Below are 18,744 nucleotides of genomic sequence, written 5' to 3' on the forward strand. Positions count from 1 at the left end.
CCCCGCACGCCCGGATGCAATGAAAGGTCCTTTCCTTGCGAAATTTGCAAGGAAAGGACCTTTCATAGCGCTTGCGGGAGGGGGATCAGCGCTCCGAGATGGGCGCGTAGTCCCGCGACGCGTAGCCGGTGTAGATCTGCCGCGGGCGGCCGATCTTGGTGGCCGGGTCCTGGATCATCTCGCGCCAGTGCGCGATCCAGCCCGGCAGGCGGCCGAGCGCGAACAGCACGGTGAAGTACTTCGTCGGGAAGCCGAGCGCCCGGTAGATCAGACCGGTGTAGAAGTCGACGTTCGGGTACAGCTTCCGCTCGATGAAGTAGTCGTCCGAGAGCGCGGTCTCTTCCAGCTTCTTCGCGATGTCGAGCAGCTGGTCGCCGCCCTTGAGCTTGGAGAGGATCTCGTCCGCGGTGTTCTTGATGATCTTCGCGCGCGGGTCGTAGTTCTTGTAGACCCGGTGCCCGAAGCCCATCAGGCGGACACCCTTTTCCTTGTTCTTCACGCGGGTGACGAAGTTCGCGACGTCGCCGCCCTCGGCCTGGATGCCCTCGAGCATGTCCAGGACCGCGCTGTTGGCGCCACCGTGCAGCGGGCCGAAGAGCGCGTTGATACCGGCCGAGATCGAGGCGAACAGGTTCGCCTCGGAGGAGCCGACGAGACGCACGGTCGAGGTCGAGCAGTTCTGCTCGTGGTCGGCGTGCAGGATGAACAGCAGGTCGAGCGCCTTGGCGACGTCCGGGTCGACCTCGTAGGGCTCGGCCGGGAAACCGAAGGTCATCCGGAGGAAGTTCTCGACCAGGCCGAGCGAGTTGTCCGGGTACAGCAGCGGCTGGCCGACGGACTTCTTGTACGCGTACGCGGCCAGGGTCGGGACCTTGGCCAGCAGGCGGATGGTGGACAGCTCCACGTTCGCTTCGTCGAACGGGTTGAGCGAGTCCTGGTAGAAGGTCGACAGCGCGGATACGGCGCTGGAGAGCACCGGCATCGGGTGCGCGTCGCGCGGGAAGCCGCTGAAGAAGGCCTTCAGGTCCTCGTGCAGCAGGGTGTGCCGCTGGATCTTCCCGGTGAACTCCTCCAGCTGCGCCTGGGTCGGCAGCTCGCCGTAGATGAGCAGGTACGAGACCTCGATGAAGGTCGACTTCTCGGCCAGCTGCTCGATCGGGTACCCGCGGTAGCGCAGGATGCCGGCGTCACCGTCGATGTAGGTGATGGCCGACGACGCGGCACCGGTGTTCACGAAACCCGGGTCGTGGGTGATGTACCCGGTCGTCGCCAGCAGCTTCCCCAGCTCGATCCCAGGCGCGCCCTCGACCGGGTGGATCACCTTGAACTCGTGCTCGCCGTTGGGCAGGCGCAGCGTCGCGGTCTCGCCGGACTGCCCCGCAGCCGTCGTCGCGTCGGACATGTAAGTCCCTCTCACGTTCAGCACGGGCCGGCGGCGCCTGTAGGTTCCACAGGTACGCCCTCTTTCACGCGCGTGACCCACGGCCTCGCTGCACACCGCCCCGCTGGGTATGAATTCCCCTCTACGCTAGTCGAGAATGGGGTCAACGCGCAGCGGGTGAGTTGCTCACAACAGCCCCTTTGGGACCAGGTTCACACGGCGGATGCCATATCGCCCGCCGTCGGCGGTTCGGCCCCGCTCCGCGAGACGGTGATCGACGCCGCTTTCGCCGCGAATTCGAGCGCCGTACGCCAGCCGTCGGCGTCGAGAGTGGACAAGTCACGGACGCCGTTCGAGTACAGCCACGCCAGCAGGGCGCCCTGCACGGTGTCACCGGCGCCGATCGTGTCGACGACGTCGACCCGGCGTGAGGGGACCTGGGCGATTTCGCCCGCTCGTGTGATGACGGACAGCCCTTGCGCGCCCCGGGTGAGCACGACGGCATCGACTCCACAAGAGGTCCAGACCTTTGCCGCGTCGACCGGGTCGGCGCCCTCGGCGAGCCATTCCGTGTCGTCGTCGGAGATCTTGAGCAGGCGGATATGCGGCAGCCAGGAATCGAACCTCGCCCGGTACGCCGCCGGGTCGGCGATCAGCGCCGCACGGATGTTCGGATCGAGCACGGTCAGGACGCCGCGGTCGGATTCGCGGCGCAACACGGTTTCGTACGTGCTCGCGCCCGGCTCCAGGACCATGCCGAGGGTGCCGAGCGAGAGCGCCGTCACATCCTCCGGCAGCGGGCCGGGGTCGGCGACCAGCCGGTCCGCGGTGCCCTCGGTGTAGAAGGTGTACTGGGCGGAACCCTTCTCGTCGAGCGCGACCACGGCGAGGGTCGTCGGCTCGTTTCCCCGCTGCAGCAAGGCGGTGTCGACGCCGGAGGCGTGCAGCCGGTCCACCAGCGCGACGCCGAAGCGGTCGTTAGAGACGCGCGACAGGAAGCCTGTCGGGACGCCGAGCCGCCCGGCGGCGAGCGCGACGTTGTAGGGACCACCACCCATCCGGGGCAGCAGCGCGCGCAACCCACCGTCCACAGTGGAATCCAACGGTTCACCGGGAACGAGGTCGACCAGCGCCTCTCCACCTACGACGATCACGGGCGCGATGCTAGCCGAGGCGGCGGTGAGACCACCAGAATTGTCAGTTCAGGACATTTTTTGTCGCGATCCCGCCAAGCAAAAGCTCCGACAACGCGGTGAACGCTTCGGCGTCGGTCACCCCGGTGCGCTGACCGACGACACCGGTCTGGATTCCCTCGATGATCAGTCCCGCCATTTCCGCGATCAGCCGCGCGTGCACCTCGCGGAAAACACCGTCGGTGACGCCGCGATCGATGAACGACCGGATCCGGCGGGCCGCGGCGCGACTGTTGAGCTGATACGCGTCCCGCGCCGGCGCGAATTCGGCGATGTCGGTCATGAAAGCGGCCGAAGCGCGATTCAGGTACTCGGAGATCCCGGCGAGGTACTCCCCGAGGATCTTGCGAGCGTCGTCGATCCCGGCGATCCGCTCTTCCAGCAGTTCGGCGGCGCCCTTGAAAAAGTGGGTGACGACCTTGACCGCGAGCTGCTCCTTGCTGGGCGCGAGCGCGTAGAGGGTCGACTTCGAGCAGCGGAGCCTGGCGGCCAGGTCGTCCAGCGTGAACTGGGAGAACCCTTCGGCGAGGAAGACCGCTTCAAGTTCCGAGAGCAGCGCTCTCTGACGCGCGGTGGGCTGGCGGCGCGAGGTCATCGGATCACTATCCCCTACGCGAACGGTGTACCCCCAGCGCCGTCTACTGTACGCTGAATCAGCCCACAGTACTGTTTTTAGTACAGCTCAGCTCGGAGGAGCCATGCCGGCGGACCGTCTGCTGCCCAGCACCGAGGCCCAGGATCTGGTCGACCTGGCCAAGGAGATCGCGCGCGAGGAACTCGCCCCGATCGCGAGCAAGTACGAGGAGACCGCGCACTTCCCGCGCGAGCAGTTCCGGCTGCTCGGGCAGGCCGGGCTGCTCGGCCTGCCGTACTCGGAACGCTGGGGCGGCGGCGAGCTGCCGTACGAGGTGTACCTGCAGGTTCTGGAGGAAATCGCGGCCGCGTGGATGTCGGTCGGCGTCGGGCTCTCCGTGCACACGATGTCCTGCTTCGCGCTGGCGCACCACGGCACCGACGAGCAGCGAGACCGCTGGCTGCCCTCGATGCTGGAAGGCGGCCTGCTGGGCGCGTACGCGCTCTCGGAGACCCACGCCGGCTCCGACGCGGCCGCCCTCTCGACCCGCGCGCGGCTCGACGGCGACCAGTACGTCGTGAACGGCACGAAGGCGTGGATCACCCACGCGGGTGAGGCCGACTTCTACACGACCATGGTGCGCACCAGCGACGACGGCGGCCAGGGCATCTCCTGCCTGCTCGTCGACGCGGCGACGCCGGGCCTGTCGGCCGCGCCGCCCGAGCGGAAGATGGGCCTCACCGGGTCGACCACGGCGCAGCTGATGTTCGAGGGCGCCGCCGTCGACGCCGACCGGCGGATCGGCGAGGAGGGCCAGGGACTGAAGATCGCGCTTTCGTCGCTCAGCTCCGGACGGCTGGGCATCGCCGCTTGCGCCGTCGGGCTCGCGCAGGCCGCGCTGGACGAGGCGCTCGAGTACGCGAAGGGCCGCACGCAGTTCGGGCGGCCGATCATCGAGTTCCAGGGACTGGAATTCCTGCTGGCCGACATGGCCGCGACCGTCGAGACGTCGCGCGCGATGTACCTCGACGCCGCCCGCCGCCGCGACCGCGGGCTGCCGTTCCAGCGGCAGGCGTCGATCGCGAAGCTCGTCGCGACCGACGGCGCGATGAAGGTGACCACCGACGCCGTGCAGGTCCTCGGCGGCGCCGGGTACACGAAGGACTTCCCGGCGGAGCGGTACATGCGGGAGGCGAAGGTGCCGCAGATCTTCGAGGGCACGAACCAGATCCAGCGCATGGTGATCGCGCGGGAACTCCGAAAAGGCTGACTCTCCGCGCCGATATGCTCACCAGTGGTCACGTGGTGATCGTGAGACACCGTGGAAGACGTGAGGAGATGCTGTGCCAGCCCTTCCCGACTCCACGGCCGGGTCACACGGTGGACCGGGGTGGGCCATCCCGGATCACCTGCTGTCGGTCGCGGAGTACGCGGCGCTCGGTGAGCCCGATTCCGGATTCACCGAGCTCGTGGAAGGCCGCCTCGTCATGTCGCCAAGCCTCAAGAGGAGACACAACAAGGCGCTCTACGCCTTGGCGAGGCAACTGGAATCCCAGCTGCCCGAACACCTCGAGTTCATCCAGGACATCGACGTCGATCTGGGACTGGTGCCGCCTGGCGAGCCGGGTTTCGCCAGGCGACCGGATCTGATCATCGCCCTCCGTGAAGCAGGCGAGCGAATCGACGAAGAAGACACGATGTACCACGCGGACGACGTCGTCGTCGTGGTCGAGATCGTGTCACCGGGCTCGAAGCGCACCGACTACGTGACCAAACACGGCGAGTACGCCGACGCGGGGATCCCGCACTACTGGATCGTCGATCTCAGCGAGCCCGTCTCGCTTGTCGCCTGCCACCAAGCGGGCGAACTCGGCTACCAGGACGCTCCGGCCATGACCGGCGAATTCGCCGCCGCCGAGCCGTTTCCGGTGAAGCTGGATCTCGACCGACTGCTCTCGTGAGTGGTGAGGACGGTTGGAACCCAATGCCACGCAGCTTAAGTTGATCTTGGGTGAGGTTGGCAGGTGGGGTGAAGGCTCCCTTCGCTGCGTCTGATGCGACGAAGGGCGCCTTCGGCTCTGGTCGCGGGTCGGGTTGGTCGTGAGTGGCGTTTCGGGTTCTAACCCGAAACGCCACTCACGACCCTCCGTGCCCCGGCGGGCCGAACCGCTGTGGCGGCGGACCGGCCTGCGGCGGCTGCTGCGGCCATCCGGTCCGCGGCGGATAAGGCTGCTGCCCCGGCACGGGCTGAGGCGGGGACTGGAATCGGGCGCCATGCGCCTGCTGAAAACCCTGCTGCGGAAACCCCGGCGGTTGCTGAAAACCCTGCTGCTGCGGGAAACCCGGCGGTGCCTGCCACCGCGCATCCTGCCGAGCCGCGGCGACGGCGCGATCCTTGCGCCGTTTCCCGCGGATCAGCATCGTCGCCCCCAAGCCGGTCAGCGCCACCCCGACCCCGGCCATCCAGAGCCCGTGGTCGCGGAACGTCTCGGCCCTGGATTCGGCGGCGGCCTTCATCTCGTCGTAGGTGTCCTCGTCGACGGTGCGGCCACCCTTGGTGCTTTCGCAGACGTCGCCGGGGCCCATGATCCGGCCACCGCATTTGACGATATTCGGATCCTCACGGGCGAACAACAAGGTGACGACCAGGAAACCGATACCGACGACCAGAACGAAGACCCAGCGCTTCATGTGTTACACATCCTCCCCAGTGTGTAACACATGAGAGCACGGGCCGGTCGTTCTGACAAGACCGGTTCAGCCCTCGCGGTACCGGCGTTCCTCGGTGACGCCGACGCCGGTCTCCTCGTCGAAGTGGTAGACCTCGCGCCCCCGCACGAACACGCGCATGGCCCGGTTCATCACGTCCAGCGGGTCACCCGACCAGATGACCACGTCGGCGTCGAGGCCCGGCTTCAGCGAGCCGACCTGGTCGTCGAGGTCCAGCATCGCGGCCGGGTTGACGGTCAGCGCCTTCAGCGCGGTCTCCGGGTCGAGGCCGTCCTTCACCGACAGCGCGGCCTGGTAGACCAGGAAGTTGATCGGCACGACCGGGTGGTCCGTGGTGATCGCGATCCGCACACCCGCCCTGGCGAGGATGCCGGGCGCACGCAGGGTGCGGTTGCGCAGCTCCACTTTGGACTTGGTGGTGAACAGCGGGCCGAGGATCACCGGCACGTCCCGCTCGGCCAGCAGGTCCGCGATCAGGTGCCCTTCGGTGCCGTGGTTGATCACCAGTTTGTAGCCGAACTCGTCGGCCAGCCGGATCGCGGTCACCATGTCGTCGGCGCGGTGGACGTGCTGGTCCCAGTACAGCTCGCCGTCGAGGACCTTGGCCAGCGTCTCCTTGGTCAGGTCGACGTCGAATGGCTTGCCCTCGCCGGCCGCGTGGTCGCGCTGGGCGGCGTAGTTGCGCGCGGAGGTGAACGCGTCGCGGATGGTCGACGCGACACCCAGCCTGGTCGACGGCGTCTGCTTCTTCTCGCCGTAGACCCGTTTCGGGTTCTCGCCGAGCGCGCTCTTCACGCTGACGCCCTCGGCGAAGATCATGTCGAGCACGGTCCGGCCCCAGGTCTTGACGCCGATCGTCTGCCCGCCGATGGGGTTCCCGGAGCCGGGCTTGATGACGACGCTGGTGACGCCGCCCGCGAGCGCGTCGTCGAAGCCGGGCTCGTACGGGTCGATCCCGTCGATCGCCCGGAACCGCGCGCCGTTGGGGTCGGTCATCTCGTTCGTGTCGTTCCCCGACCAGCCTTCGCCGTCTTCGTGGACGCCGAGGTGGGCGTGCGCGTCGATGAACCCGGGCAGCACCCAGCTGCCCGCGGCGTCGATCAGTTCGGCGTCGTCGGGGACGTCGACGTCGGCGTCCGTGCCGACCGCGGCGATCTTCCCGTTCTCGATGAGGACCGTGCCGCCGTCGATGGGATCACCGTCGACCGGGACGACGTAACCACCGACGATGGCCTTGACCAGTACTTTGTCAGACATACTTTGACACGCTAACGAACTGGGCCACCGGTCCGCACGCGGGGCTTTTCGAAGTGGACCAGTTCGTAGTGCTTCTCGGGCGTTCGGTGCGTCTCGACGTAGCCGAGTTTCCGGTACATCCGCAGCGGGCCCGCGCTCCGCTCCCCGGTGAACAGGCGGAACACGGTCACCGAAGGCGGGGCGGCGGCCTCGGCGGCGAGCAGCAACGAGCCGCCGAGGCCGTGCCCCTGCCTGTCCGGGGCCACGATGAGCCTGCCGACGAGACCGGCCTCGCCGTCCACGACGATCCGGACACTCGCCACCAGCCGCCCGGATTCCCTGATGCCCCAGGCGAAACACGCGGGGTCGCCCAGGGCATCCTTGGCCTGCTCGAAGGTCTCCAGCAGCGGCGGGAGGTCGAGGTTCTCGTGCTCCCTGGCCTCCGGGACGTACGCCGCGCGCTGCAGCGTGAGCACTTCGCCCGCGTCCACGGGGCCCAGCCGGAGCAGAGCCGTCATCAGCGCACCCGGATTCCCCAGCTCCCGGTCCACGAAGTGGCGGGCTCCAGGTCGATCAGGTCGGTGCCGGTGTTGAGCGCGTCCGCGGGGCAGGTCATCGGCTCGATCGCCACCGCCCGGCCGCGGCCGACCAGGTCGTCCGGCGTGAACACCTGCGCCCAGCGGAAGTCGGGCCCGGCCCAGACCAGCAGCTCCTGCTCCCCGTGCGAGAGGACGTGGTGGTGGTTCCCGTCCTCGGCGACGCTCAGCCCGCCGAACGCCGTGTCGAGGTCGACGCCTTCGAGCACCTTGCCGGACCGGAAGTCGTACTCGGTCCCCTCGACGTCCTGCTCGTCGGCGTACGGCATCTGCTCGTCGCCGAGATACGGGCGGACCCGGCTCGCGGGCAGTGTCAGGGTCAGCTCGTCGGTGGGCACGTCGCCGATGCGGAAGTAGGGGTGCGTGCCGAGCCCGACGCCGATCGGGCTCTCGCCCTCGTTGCGGATCTCGTGCGTCACGACCAGTTCGCGCGGCGAGATCTCGTACGTGATCGTCGCACGCAGCGGCACCGGCCAGCCCTCCTGCGCCGGGACGTCGATGGCCATCGTGATCGACGACTCCGCGTGCTCGAGAAGCTCCCACTCCTCGTGCCGGGTCAGGCCGTGGATCGCGTTGCCGCGCGCCTCCTCGGTGATCGGGAGTTGCTGCTTCTCACCCTGGTACACCCACTGGCCGCCCTTGGTGCGGTTCGGCCAGGGCAGCAGCACCTGCCCTGCGCCCTTCGGCGGCTTCTCGTCCTCGGCGAACGCCTCGACGTAGGGCACTCCGCCGACCTCGAACGCGCGCAACCCGGCACCGATCTCGGTGACGACGGCGCGCGCGTTGCCGCGGGTGATCTCGAACTGCTCTCCGGTGGGATTGGCCATGCGGACGAGGTTACCGGCGGGCGCCGGGAACGTAGTCTGGGAATGCCACGCCCGGACGAAGGAGACCGCCGCGATGACCGTTCCCGGCTACCCCAGCACCGTCGGCCGCGTCCTGGAACGGAGCGCGCGACGCGTCCCGGGCCGGGTCGCGCTCACGTTCGCCGATCGCGTGTGGACGTACGCGGAGCTCGACCGCGCGGCGGGCCGGGTCGCGGCGAAACTGCTCGACCGCGGGCTCGTCCACGGTGACCGCGTCGCGGCCTTCGGCAAGAACTCCGACGCGTACCTGTTGCTGTACCTCGGTTGCGCGCGGGCCGGGCTGGTGCACGTGCCGGTGAACTTCAACGCGCGCGGTGAAGAGCTCGAGTATCTGCTCACGCAGTCCGAACCCGCCGTCGCCTTCGTCGACCCCGCGCTGGCCGAGCACGTCAACGTCGAACATGTGTCCACACTGGACGTTCTGGAGTGGGCACTGGACGGAACCGTCGAGCCGCACGAGGAGTCCGGGGTCGCGGACGAAGACCTCGTCCAGTTGCTCTACACGTCCGGGACGACCTCGCGGCCGAAGGGCGCGATGCTCACCCACCGCGCGCTGGTGCACGAGTATTCGTCCTGCATCGCGGCGCTCGACTTGAGCGACCGTGACGTGCCGCTGCACGCGCTGCCGCTGTATCACTCGGCTCAGATGCACGTCTTCCTCATGCCCGGTCTGGCCGTCGGCGCGACGAACCACCTCGTCGAGGCGCCCGACCTCGGCGACATCCTCGCGCGGATTCCCCGCCAGGGCATCACTTCCCTGTTCTTCCCGCCGACCGTCTGGGTGGGACTCGCGAACCATCCCGGTCTCGCGGACGCGGACCTGAGCTGCCTCACCAAGGCCTACTACGGCGCGTCGATCATGCCGGTGCCGGTGCTGAACGCGCTCCGCGCACGGCTGCCGGAAGTCGGGTTCTACAACTGCTTCGGGCAGTCGGAGATCGGTCCACTCGCGACGGTCCTGCGGCCGGAAGAGCACGACGCCCGGCCGGATTCGGTCGGCCGCCCGGTCCTCTTCGTCGAGACGCGGGTGGTGGACGCCGAGATGAACGACCTTCCGCCGGGTGAACTCGGCGAGGTCGTGTACCGCTCTCCCCAGCTGTGCACCGGTTACTGGGGCAAGCCCGAGGAGTCGGTGGAGGCGTTCGCGGGCGGCTGGTTCCACTCTGGCGACCTGGTACGGCAAGACGAAGAGGGCTACCTGTTCGTCGTCGACCGGATCAAGGACGTCGTCAACACCGGTGGCGTCCTGGTCGCGTCGCGCGAGGTGGAAGACGCCCTGTACGCGCATCCCGCCGTCGCCGAGGTCGCCGTCGTCGGTCTGCCGCACGAACGCTGGATCGAGGCGATCGCGGCGGTCGTCGTGGCGAAGGAACCCGTCGAGGAAGCTGAACTGATCGAGTTCGCCAAGAACTCGCTGGCGGCGCACAAGGTGCCGAAGTCGGTGCATTTCGTCGGCGAACTGCCGAAGAACGCGTCCGGGAAGCTGCTCAAACGCGAGCTGCGGCAACAGTTCGGCGGATCAGCGTCCGCGATCGGCGTCTAGCGACCAGGGGCTGTCCTGCAGGTTGGTTCGCGGTCTTCACGCCCAGGTGTCGCGAAAGCCATTTTCGGGACATCAGGCGTCGCGAACGTGGCTTTCGCGACGTGCTCCGGCTGCACGATCACTTGCGGGACGCCGTCGGCGGCACAGATGTCCACAAAGGCCTTTCTTCGAGGCGAAGATGCCCGATTAGGCCGATTTGAGTGGTTTCACAAAGGGGTCGTGAGTGATAAAGAGGGTTAGAACCCTCCTTGCCACTCACGACTCCACCTGAAAACCGTACATACGAGCATCAAGCGAACATTTCGGCCAGCAAAAGCGTCCTTTGTGGACACTTGAGGAGGCGTAGATTTACAGGACGCCGCCTAGCTGGTCGCGGTGATCGTGAATGGCGATTCGGGTTCTAACCTGAATCGCCACTCACGACCCCGCCCAAACGAGTGAGAAGTTGTTGTGCCGCAAGGACAGAACGCTCATCCCCGGCGTCGAGCAGATCCGCCGCGACGGCCGCCGGGATCGCGAGGTCTCCGGCCCCCGGCGGGCGCAGCACACCGGACAGGGCAGGAACACGAATCACGACGTTGGGTTCCGCACTGTCCAGCCGGAGCCGGCGTGACCGCGCGAGTTCGTCGAACCGGGCGGCGTCCACATAGAACTCTTCATCGCCGCTGCCCGCCATCAGGTCGGCGCCGTGGCGCCCCGCGGCGACAGGCCCGCTGACGACGGCGTGCGGGTCGTCCCGGAGTCGCGCGAGCGGCCCGGCCAGCATCCGCACACGATGGACGCGCGCGCGGCCGGAAAGCAGGCGCGGCCATTGGACAGGCTCGCGTTCCCGCGCGTAGCGCTTGAGCCGGACGCGTTCCGACGGCGAGATCCACGACGGCCGATAGCCGCTCAACGACCACAGGAAACCCCACGTCATCCGAGCGGAGAGCGGCCGTCCGGCAGCGGGCTTCACCACACTCTTCCGGTGCTCGACCGACCGCGCGTCGACCAGCAGCTCACGGCCGATCCGGATCGCGTCCAGCCTGCCGTCGTGCACGAGTTCGCGGACACGCTCTCGTGAAATGTCCAGAACATGCGCCGCCCGCGCGACCGGGAGCAACTGGGCCGAGTCGACCATGTCCGCTCCCTTCGAGCACCGATCGGTTCACCGACCAGTTTACACAAATATTCTGAATGAAGAGGGTTTGTGTAAACCAATCTTACTAGACCGGTCGTCATAGTTTGAGCTACAGTCGGTCGCATGGTCCGCCGCACCGACACCCGGCAGCGCATGCTCGATTCCGCCGCCGAGCTCTTCCACCAGCAGGGTTACCACGCCACCGGTCTCAACCAGCTCGTCGCCGCCGTCGGCGCGCCCAAGGGATCGCTCTACTTCCACTTCCCCGGCGGCAAGGAGCAGCTGGCCGCCGAGGCCATCCGCCAGTCCGCCGACCGGCTGTGCGACCAGTTGCGCATGATCGCCACGAACGCGCCCGACGTCGTCACCGGGATCGAGAACGTGGTCGAAGCGCTGGCGACCTCGCTGGAGGAGTCGGATTTCCAGCGCGGCTGTCCGCTCGCGACGGTCGCGCTGGACGCGTCGGGTGACAGCGAGGCGATCCGTCAGGCCTGTGCCGATGGCTACACGTCCTGGCACACCGTCATCGCCGGCGCGCTCGACACCGACAAGGCGGATCACCTGGCCACCGTCGTCCTCGCCGCCATCGAGGGCGGTCTGCTGCTGGCCAAGACGTTGCACGACACCGCGCCGCTGCGCGCGATCGCCCCTCACCTCCGTGCCACCCTCGAACGGGAGCTGTCCTGATGCGCGTCCATCACCTGAACTGCGGAACCATGCGGCCGCTCGGCGGCAAGCTCATCGACGGCAGGCCCGGTCTGTTCCGCCGCGCCGAACTGATCTGTCACTGTCTTCTGCTGGAGACCGACACCGGGCTCGTGCTCGTCGAGACCGGTGTCGGAACGCCGACCGTCACCCGCCCGGTCGAATGGCTCGGCGCCGGTTTCGTCCGGCTGGTCCACCCCGACAGCGACGACGACCTCAGCGCCACGACCCAGATCCGCAAGCTCGGCTTCGACCCGGCCGACGTGCGCGACATCGTGCTCACCCACCTCGACCTCGACCACGCGGGCGGGCTCGTCGACTTCCCTCAGGCGCGGGTCCACGTCCACGATCGCGAGCTTCAGGCGCTGGAGAAGCCGATCGACCGCAAGGAGGCGAGCCGCTACCGGAAGGTCCAGTTCAGCCACGGTCCACTGTGGAGGTCGTACCGCGCCGACGGCGAGCCGTGGTTCGGTTTCGACGCCGTCCGCGAACTCGAAGGGGTCCCGGACGTCCTGATCATCCCCCTCGCCGGGCACACCCGCGGGCACGCCGGCGTCGCGGTCGACACCGGCGACGGCTGGCTCCTCAACGCCGGTGACGCCGTCTTCCACGGCGGCGAGCTGGAGCGAAATCCGCACATCCCTCCGGCCTTGGGCTTCTTCGAGTCGTACATGCAGACGGAGAAGACCGCACGACTGGACAACCAGCGCCGGCTGCGCGAACTTGTCAGTAACAACGGTGACGAGGTGACGGTGTTCGCCGCGCACGACGCCACCGCATTCGAACGGCTCAGCCAGAGGAGCAGGCTATGAAGGTGCACCACCTGAACTGCGGCACGATGCGGGCACCGGGAGGCAGGCTGCTCGACGGCCAGCCCGGCCTGCTGCGCCGCTCGGAGCTGGTGGCGCACTGCCTGCTCATCGAGACCGGCGACGGACTCGTACTCGTGGACACCGGTTTCGGCCGCAAGGGCGTCGAGAATCCCGGGGCGTGGCTCGGCACGCCGTTCACGCTCATGGTCGGCGCGAAACCGGTCGAGACGGAGACCGCGGCGCACCACGTCGAAGCGCTCGGCCACAAGCTCGAAGACGTCCGGCACATCATCTGCACCCACCTCGACGTCGATCACGCGGGCGGGCTCGCGGATTTCCCGAACGCCGTCGTGCACGTCCGCACCGCGGAGCACGACGCGGCGACGTCACCGGCCAACCAGAGCGAGAAGCTGCGGTTCCGCGCCAACCAGTTCGCCCACCGTCCACTGTGGAGCATGTACGACGAGGCCGGGGACGACTGGTTCGGTTTCCAGGCCGTCCGCGAGCTGAAGGGCCTGCCGCCGGAGATCCTGCTGGTACCGCTCGCGGGCCACACCAAGGGCCACACCGGGGTGGCCGTCGACACCGGCGACGGCTGGCTGCTGCACGCGGGCGACGCGTATTTCTTCCATGGCCAGATGGATCCCGTGAAGCCGCACTGCCCGCCGGGGATGACCGCCTTCCAGAACATGGTGCAGACGCTGCGCAAGCCGCGGCTGGAGAACGTCGAGCGGCTGCGGGAGCTGAGCCGAGAACACGCCGACGAGGTCACCGTGTTCTCGGCCCACAGCCCGGTGGAGTACCAGTCGCTCAGCCGCGGCTAGCCGACCGGCGGCTCGACGGGCTGCCGGTCCTCTTCCTTGTGCGTGGCCCGCATGACGAGCCAGTTGATCCCCCAGAGCACGATGCCGACGCCGAGCAGGATCGCGGCGACTTTGTAATCGCGCGCGGGTCGTCCGGACAGCGGCGTCACCAGGTAGAGACAGAAGATCGCGGCCAGCACCGGGATGATCGTCGGCGCGCGGAAATGCTGGTGCGCCGCCTTCTCCTTGCGCAGTACCAGGACCGCGACATTGACGATGGCGAACACCGCCAGCAGGAGCAACGCCGTCGTACCACCGAGCACACTGATGTCCACAAAGGACACGAGGCCGATCGCGATCAGGCTGGTGAACACGATCGCCACCCACGGGCTGCGGCGGAACGGGTGCACGGTGCCCAGCTGCTTCGGGATGATCCGCTGGTTCGCCATGCCGTAGAGCAGACGGCTGGCCATCAGCATGTTGATCAGCGCCGAGTTGATGACCGCGAAGAGACCGATCGCGGAGAAGATCTCGCGCGGGAAACCGGGAGCCCCGACGTCGAGCACCTTCAGCAGCGCGCTGCTCTTGGCGGCCTCCAGTTCGTCGGCGGGCACCAGCAGCGAAGAGGTCACGGAGACCAGGATGTAGATGGTCGCGGCGATGACCATGCCCCACAGCATCGCCTTCGGGAAGATCCGGATCGGGTCTTTGCACTCCTCGGCCATGTTCACCGAGTCCTCGAAACCGACCATCGCGAAGAACGCCAGCGACGTCGCCGACGTGATCGCCACCAGCATCGTCTGGTTCTCGGTGTCGAACTCGACCAGCCGCGACGCGTCCCCGTTGCCGTTGAGCACCGCCCACACGCCGACCCCGATGATGATCAGCAGACCGCCGATCTCGATGCAGGTCAGCACCACGTTGGTCTTCACCGATTCGGAGACCCCGCGGAAGTTGATCAGCGCGAGGCCGATCACGAACAGGATCGCCACCAGCGGCATGGGCGCGGTGATGAATTCCTTGAGATAGGTGTCACCAAAGGCCTTCGCCGCCGACGAGGCCGACGTGATCCCTGAGCACATCACCGCGAACGCCACCATGAAGGTGAGGAAGCGGAGCTTGAACGCCTTGTGCGTGTAGAGCGCGGCCCCGGCCGCCTGCGGGTACTTGCCGACCAGTTCCAGGTAGCTGAACGCGGTCATGATCGCGACCACGAACGCGATCAGGAACGGCAGCCAAAGCGCGCCGCCCACCCGGCCGGCCACCTGCCCGGTGAGCGCGTAGACGCCCGTCCCGATGATGTCCCCCACCACGAAGAACAGCAGGAGTTTGGAACCCATCACCCGCTTGAGGCTCGGTTGACCGGCCGGACCGGTCTGTTCTGTTGTCGTCGTGTCCGCCATGCGGCAAGAGTGTGCCGCATCACGTCTGGTGCCGACAGTCCGGTTTGGTCAGTTCTTCGTCACGGGTTGACGAAGCACGCCTTTGGGTAATTCGCTCAGTTGGCGTCGACCGCGGTCTTCACCAGCGGGAGCATCATTTCCTGCGTCATCTTGGTCGGCCCGGTGTAGTTGACCAGTACCGGCACGTTGTCCACGAGTTCGGCGGCCGCCAGCGTCGCGGTCTTGTTCTCGTCGGTGTAGTAGATGGCGCCTTCGCCGACACCGGCGACGTCCTTCGCGTTCGGCTTGGCCTTCTTCAGCGCGGTGACCATCTCGGCGGGCTTGATCTTGTTGCCCTCGAAGCGGGTCACCGCGAGCGCGCCGATCTGCTTGCCGGCGGCCGAGTAGACGCAACTCTTGGCCTTGCCACCGTTGGCGGCGTTGTCCTGCACCGGACCCGGCGCCGACGTCACGCCCTGGATCGAGACCGCCTTGCCCACGGCCTCGGCGGGCAGCAGCGCGCACGGCTCCTTCGACCCGGTGCCACCGGTGGGAACGGCGGAGGAACTCGGCGCGGCGGAAGGAGCCGGAGCCTGGCTCGACGGCTTGGCCGCGTTGTCCGTCTTCTCGTCCCCGGACGAACAGGCGGAAAGGGTCGCGATGACAGCGGCGAACAGGACGATCGCCCGTGAAATACGCATGGGCCCGACGATAGACCGAACGGCTCAGTCCACCGGGGCCCGGTACCGCCAGAACGACGGGATGAGCAGCGCCGCGCCGATGACCAGCACGATGACCAGCAGTCCACCGCCGGAGGCCGCGGCGGCCGTGCCGACGCCGGCGGCGGCCCAGCCGTGAGTGAGGTCGGCGATCCGCGGGCCGCCCGCGACGACGACGGTGAACACGCCCTGCAGCCGTCCGCGCATCTCGTCGGTGGTGGCGAGCTGCAGGATCGACATGCGGTAGATCGCGCTGACCATGTCGGCGGCCCCGGCGAGCGCCATGAAGAACACCGCGAGCCACAGCGAGTTCGCGAGCCCGAAACCGGCGACGGCCGCGCCCCACACACAGATCGAGACGATCACGCCGACACCCTGTTTGCGGATCCTGGTCAGCCAGCCGGAGAAGAGGCCGATCAGCATCGCGCCCGCGGGGAGCGCCGCGTACAGCCAGCCCAGCGCCGGGCCGCCGCCGGGCGGATCGCCGAAGGTGCGCTCGGCCATCTCCGGGATCAGCGCGCGCGGCATACCCGCGACCATCGCGATGATGTCGACGAGGAACGAGGCCAGCAGGATCTTCTGGGTCGCCAGGTACTTGAAGCCGTCGACGATGTCGCGGATCCCGGCGCGGCGCGCGATCTCGCCGAGCGGCGGGATCGGGGGCAGCTTGTAGACCGCGATGAGGGTCAAGGTCAGGGCGATGACGTCGATCAGGTAGAGCGTCGAGAGGCCGAGGATCGGGATCAGCGAACCGGCGAGCAGCGGGCCGAAGACCGCGCCGAAGGTGGACATCGTGCTGCTGAGCGCGGTCGCGGGAGCGATCAGGTTGTCCGGGACCAGCCGGGCGACGACGGCGCCGCGGGTCGGCATGTTGATCGCGAAGAACGCCTGGTTGACCGCGAGCAGGCCCAGGACCAGCCAGACGGAGCCGATGTTCAGGAACGCCTGGAGCCACAGGACGGCCGAGGTGAGCGTGACCCCGACGTTGGTGACGAGCAGGAGTTTGCGGCGGTCGACGGCGTCCGCGATGGCGCCGCCCCAGAGCCCGAAGACGAGCAGCGGGATCAGCGCGACCAGGCCGGTCAGGCCGACATACGCCGACGAGCCGGTGAGGTCGAAGACCTGTTTGGGGACCGCCACGGCGGTGAGCTGGCTGCCGACGGCGGTGACCGCGGTGGACAGCCAGAGGCGGCGGAACGCGGGGATCTTGAGCGGCCGGGTGTCGACCACGATCGAGCCGAACAGCTTGCGGACACCTTTGCGCTGGTCAACCCCCACGTCGTCATCCACAACCAGACAGCTTAGCCGCGCTAACTAACCATCCGCGCGCGATTTAGCTCACCCGTCGCCGCCGGGATCATCCTTTCCCTCGGCCGGCCGCGGCCTCGGTGACCCCACGGTCTCTCGGAAGCGCGTCAGCGCGACGAGGGACTTCACTGTCGCGCGACAAAAAATTACGGCGCGACGCGCTCGATCTGCCAGCCGTCGTCGGTGCGGACGTAGCGGAGCCGGTCGTGCATGCGGTCCTCGCGGCCCTGCCAGAACTCGACGACGTCGGGCCGGACGCGCCACCCGCCCCAGTGCGGCGGGAACGGGATGTTCTCGACGTCGGCGAACCGGCGCTCGATCCCGTGGAGGGCGTTCTCGAGGGCACGGCGGCCGTCGACGACGCGGGATTGCGGCGACGCCCAGGCCCCGAGCTGCGAACCCCGCGGGCGGGACGCCCAGTACTCGGCGGTCTCGGCGACGTTGACCTTCTCCACCTCGCCGCGCACGTGGACCTGACGCTGCAGGGCGTACCACGGGAAGGTGACCGACGCGTAGCGCGTCGCGGTGAGGTCGTGGCTCTTGGTCGAGGTGTAGTTCGTGTAGAACACGACACCGCGCTCGTCGAGTCCCTTGCACAGCACGGTCCGGGAGGACGGCCTGCCTTCCGGGTCGGCGGTGGCGAGCACCATCGCGTTCGGTTCGGGGATCCCGGCGGAGACGGCCTGATTCAGCCAGTCCTGCAGCTGGGCGGTCCACGTCTCCGCCAGCGCGGACTCGTCGAAGGCGGCCCCTTCGTAGGCCACCCTCATTCCGGGCAGGCGAACGACGGCGTCGTCAGCGCCGACAGCGCCAGCAGCGCCATCCTTGATCTCCGGCATCATCCGCCAAACCTCCGTACCCGATCGGGGCTACAACTTCGGCTTCGCCGCCGACGGTATTGCCTAGAAGGCGGCGGCGAAACCCACTGAACGGTGACACCCGCCACCCCTGCCCGATCATCTGTGTGTAGCCGCTGGACCGCAAGCCGTCACCTCCCCGTTACCCGGCGGACCTGATCGATCAAGGTCGAACGTCGCTCCATCCGGGGCCTTGTCCCGAATCGTTCCACCCGTCCGCGAAATCGCGCCCGCCCTCACAAAAGCCGGAAACCGCCTGGACAGACCGGGTCGGCAAGGAATTACCGTCACCATTTCCCGCTTTTGTTTCGTCGATGTTTCGGTACTCCGCGAACAATTCTTCCGGTTTTCACGGCGGGACCCGCGCCCGCCCGAGCCAATTCTGTCGATTGACAGAAATTACTGTCCGGAACATCTCCGTGAGATGTGTCAGCGAAGGCCGGCTCCGGACGCCAATTCGCGTCCCGAAACCGGCCTTCGCGTCTTCTGTCGCGCTGTCAGTTCGTGACAGTGAACTCGGCGCGGACGATCCAGCCCCGGCAGTCGTACGACGCCGTGTACCGCCCCGGCACCGTCCCCACCGGACCGTCGCCGCGCAACGCGACACCGATGCCGCCGGTGCCGCCGTCTCCCACCACCCGCAAGGGAATCGGCGCGGCGAGTCCGTCCGCGACGAGGGTCACCTGCGACGACGGCGTTCGGGCTCAGAACCAGACTGGACGGCCTGGTCGCGTTCGCCTGCCCCGCGCCGGCCAAGGTGGACAAGATCGCCGCCCCCGCGACGCACGACGCGGCCGCACGAAGTTTCATCCTCTGCTCCCTTCGGAATTTTCATCCGCCACCTGATGGACGTACGGCGTCCGGCACGGCGTTGCCCACCATGCGAGAGTCCGCCCTTTGGGGCGAACGGCCGGATTTA

Annotated in this window: 19 protein-coding genes; 6 read left to right on the forward strand and 13 right to left on the reverse strand. The window is 67.8% G+C overall.

Going from position 1 to position 18,744, the window contains the following annotated elements; genetic code table 11:
* Positions 1–85 precede the first annotated feature (85 nt).
* The 3 genes from AC069I_RS14190 to AC069I_RS14200 form a co-directional block, all read right to left on the reverse strand.
* Positions 86–1,402, reverse strand: a complete 1,317-nt coding sequence (locus tag AC069I_RS14190; RefSeq protein WP_091598543.1) for a citrate synthase — start codon at positions 1,400–1,402, stop codon at positions 86–88.
* Between the two features lie 191 nt (positions 1,403–1,593).
* Positions 1,594–2,535, reverse strand: coding sequence for a carbohydrate kinase family protein (locus AC069I_RS14195; RefSeq protein WP_478235459.1), 942 nt, complete (start codon positions 2,533–2,535; stop codon positions 1,594–1,596).
* A 43-nt stretch (positions 2,536–2,578) separates the two neighbouring features.
* Positions 2,579–3,169: a TetR/AcrR family transcriptional regulator gene (locus tag AC069I_RS14200; protein ID WP_478225330.1), complete on the reverse strand. Its 591-nt coding sequence runs from the start codon at positions 3,167–3,169 to the stop codon at positions 2,579–2,581.
* Between the two features lie 103 nt (positions 3,170–3,272).
* On the opposite strand from AC069I_RS14200, the gene AC069I_RS14205 reads away from it, so the two are divergent.
* Together AC069I_RS14205 and AC069I_RS14210 are read left to right on the forward strand one after the other, a co-directional pair.
* A complete protein-coding gene (locus tag AC069I_RS14205) occupies positions 3,273–4,418 on the forward strand; it encodes an acyl-CoA dehydrogenase family protein (protein ID WP_478225329.1) in 1,146 nt (381 codons plus the stop codon).
* A gap of 73 nt (positions 4,419–4,491) precedes the next feature.
* Positions 4,492–5,109 carry a Uma2 family endonuclease gene (locus AC069I_RS14210; RefSeq protein WP_478265584.1) on the forward strand — a complete coding sequence of 206 codons (618 nt, stop codon included), beginning with the start codon at positions 4,492–4,494 and terminating at the stop codon, positions 5,107–5,109.
* Positions 5,110–5,284: 175 nt separating this feature from the next.
* Here AC069I_RS14210 and AC069I_RS14215 read toward each other — a convergent pair whose 3' ends face one another.
* The 4 genes from AC069I_RS14215 to AC069I_RS14230 all read right to left on the reverse strand — a co-directional run bounded on the left by AC069I_RS14215 (position 5,285) and on the right by AC069I_RS14230 (position 8,537).
* Complete coding sequence (locus tag AC069I_RS14215) at positions 5,285–5,839, reverse strand: hypothetical protein (protein ID WP_478265585.1); 555 nt, start codon at positions 5,837–5,839, stop codon at positions 5,285–5,287.
* A gap of 66 nt (positions 5,840–5,905) precedes the next feature.
* Positions 5,906–7,135, reverse strand: coding sequence for an amidohydrolase (locus AC069I_RS14220; protein WP_478265586.1), 1,230 nt, complete (start codon positions 7,133–7,135; stop codon positions 5,906–5,908).
* Positions 7,136–7,146: 11 nt separating this feature from the next.
* Complete coding sequence (locus AC069I_RS14225; RefSeq protein WP_478225325.1) at positions 7,147–7,632, reverse strand: GNAT family N-acetyltransferase; 486 nt, start codon at positions 7,630–7,632, stop codon at positions 7,147–7,149.
* A complete protein-coding gene (locus AC069I_RS14230; RefSeq protein WP_478225324.1) occupies positions 7,632–8,537 on the reverse strand; it encodes an aldose 1-epimerase family protein in 906 nt (301 codons plus the stop codon). The genes AC069I_RS14225 and AC069I_RS14230 overlap by 1 nt, the downstream gene beginning before the upstream one ends.
* A 73-nt stretch (positions 8,538–8,610) precedes the next feature.
* Here AC069I_RS14230 and AC069I_RS14235 point away from each other — a divergent pair, with 73 nt between their 5' ends.
* Complete coding sequence (locus AC069I_RS14235; RefSeq protein ID WP_478265667.1) at positions 8,611–10,119, forward strand: fatty acyl-CoA synthetase; 1,509 nt, start codon at positions 8,611–8,613, stop codon at positions 10,117–10,119.
* A 400-nt stretch (positions 10,120–10,519) separates the two neighbouring features.
* On the opposite strand, the gene AC069I_RS14240 is transcribed toward AC069I_RS14235, so the two are convergent.
* On the reverse strand, positions 10,520–11,239 hold the full coding sequence (locus tag AC069I_RS14240; protein ID WP_478265587.1) for a helix-turn-helix domain-containing protein: 720 nt from the start codon (positions 11,237–11,239) through the stop codon (positions 10,520–10,522).
* A gap of 123 nt (positions 11,240–11,362) precedes the next feature.
* On the opposite strand from AC069I_RS14240, the gene AC069I_RS14245 reads away from it, so the two are divergent.
* Genes AC069I_RS14245 through AC069I_RS14255 form a run of 3 tightly spaced genes read left to right on the forward strand, consistent with a single transcriptional unit; the run spans position 11,363 to position 13,580 of the window.
* The gene (locus AC069I_RS14245) at positions 11,363–11,926 is read left to right on the forward strand and encodes a TetR/AcrR family transcriptional regulator (protein ID WP_478225322.1); all 564 of its coding nucleotides are present in this window, start codon (positions 11,363–11,365) and stop codon (positions 11,924–11,926) included.
* Positions 11,926–12,756: an MBL fold metallo-hydrolase gene (locus AC069I_RS14250; RefSeq protein ID WP_478265588.1), complete on the forward strand. Its 831-nt coding sequence runs from the start codon at positions 11,926–11,928 to the stop codon at positions 12,754–12,756. The genes AC069I_RS14245 and AC069I_RS14250 overlap by 1 nt, the downstream gene beginning before the upstream one ends.
* Positions 12,753–13,580 carry an MBL fold metallo-hydrolase gene (locus AC069I_RS14255; RefSeq protein ID WP_478225320.1) on the forward strand — a complete coding sequence of 276 codons (828 nt, stop codon included), beginning with the start codon at positions 12,753–12,755 and terminating at the stop codon, positions 13,578–13,580. The genes AC069I_RS14250 and AC069I_RS14255 overlap by 4 nt, the downstream gene beginning before the upstream one ends.
* Here AC069I_RS14255 and AC069I_RS14260 read toward each other — a convergent pair.
* The 5 genes from AC069I_RS14260 to AC069I_RS14280 form a co-directional block, all read right to left on the reverse strand.
* Positions 13,577–14,962 (reverse strand): APC family permease, encoded by a 1,386-nt coding sequence (locus tag AC069I_RS14260; protein ID WP_340686630.1) that lies wholly within the window; start codon positions 14,960–14,962, stop codon positions 13,577–13,579. The genes AC069I_RS14255 and AC069I_RS14260 overlap by 4 nt on opposite strands.
* Before the next feature lie 95 nt (positions 14,963–15,057).
* Positions 15,058–15,642: a DUF3558 domain-containing protein gene (locus tag AC069I_RS14265; RefSeq protein ID WP_478235465.1), complete on the reverse strand. Its 585-nt coding sequence runs from the start codon at positions 15,640–15,642 to the stop codon at positions 15,058–15,060.
* A gap of 24 nt (positions 15,643–15,666) precedes the next feature.
* On the reverse strand, positions 15,667–16,950 hold the full coding sequence (locus tag AC069I_RS14270) for an MFS transporter (RefSeq protein ID WP_478265589.1): 1,284 nt from the start codon (positions 16,948–16,950) through the stop codon (positions 15,667–15,669).
* Positions 16,951–17,114: 164 nt separating this feature from the next.
* On the reverse strand, positions 17,115–17,810 hold the full coding sequence (gene pdxH / locus AC069I_RS14275; protein WP_340686627.1) for a pyridoxamine 5'-phosphate oxidase: 696 nt from the start codon (positions 17,808–17,810) through the stop codon (positions 17,115–17,117).
* A gap of 512 nt (positions 17,811–18,322) precedes the next feature.
* The gene (locus AC069I_RS14280) at positions 18,323–18,508 is read right to left on the reverse strand and encodes a hypothetical protein (protein WP_478225317.1); all 186 of its coding nucleotides are present in this window, start codon (positions 18,506–18,508) and stop codon (positions 18,323–18,325) included.
* Positions 18,509–18,744 lie beyond the last annotated feature (236 nt).

This window comes from Amycolatopsis sp. NPDC043885 (assembly GCF_056435685.1).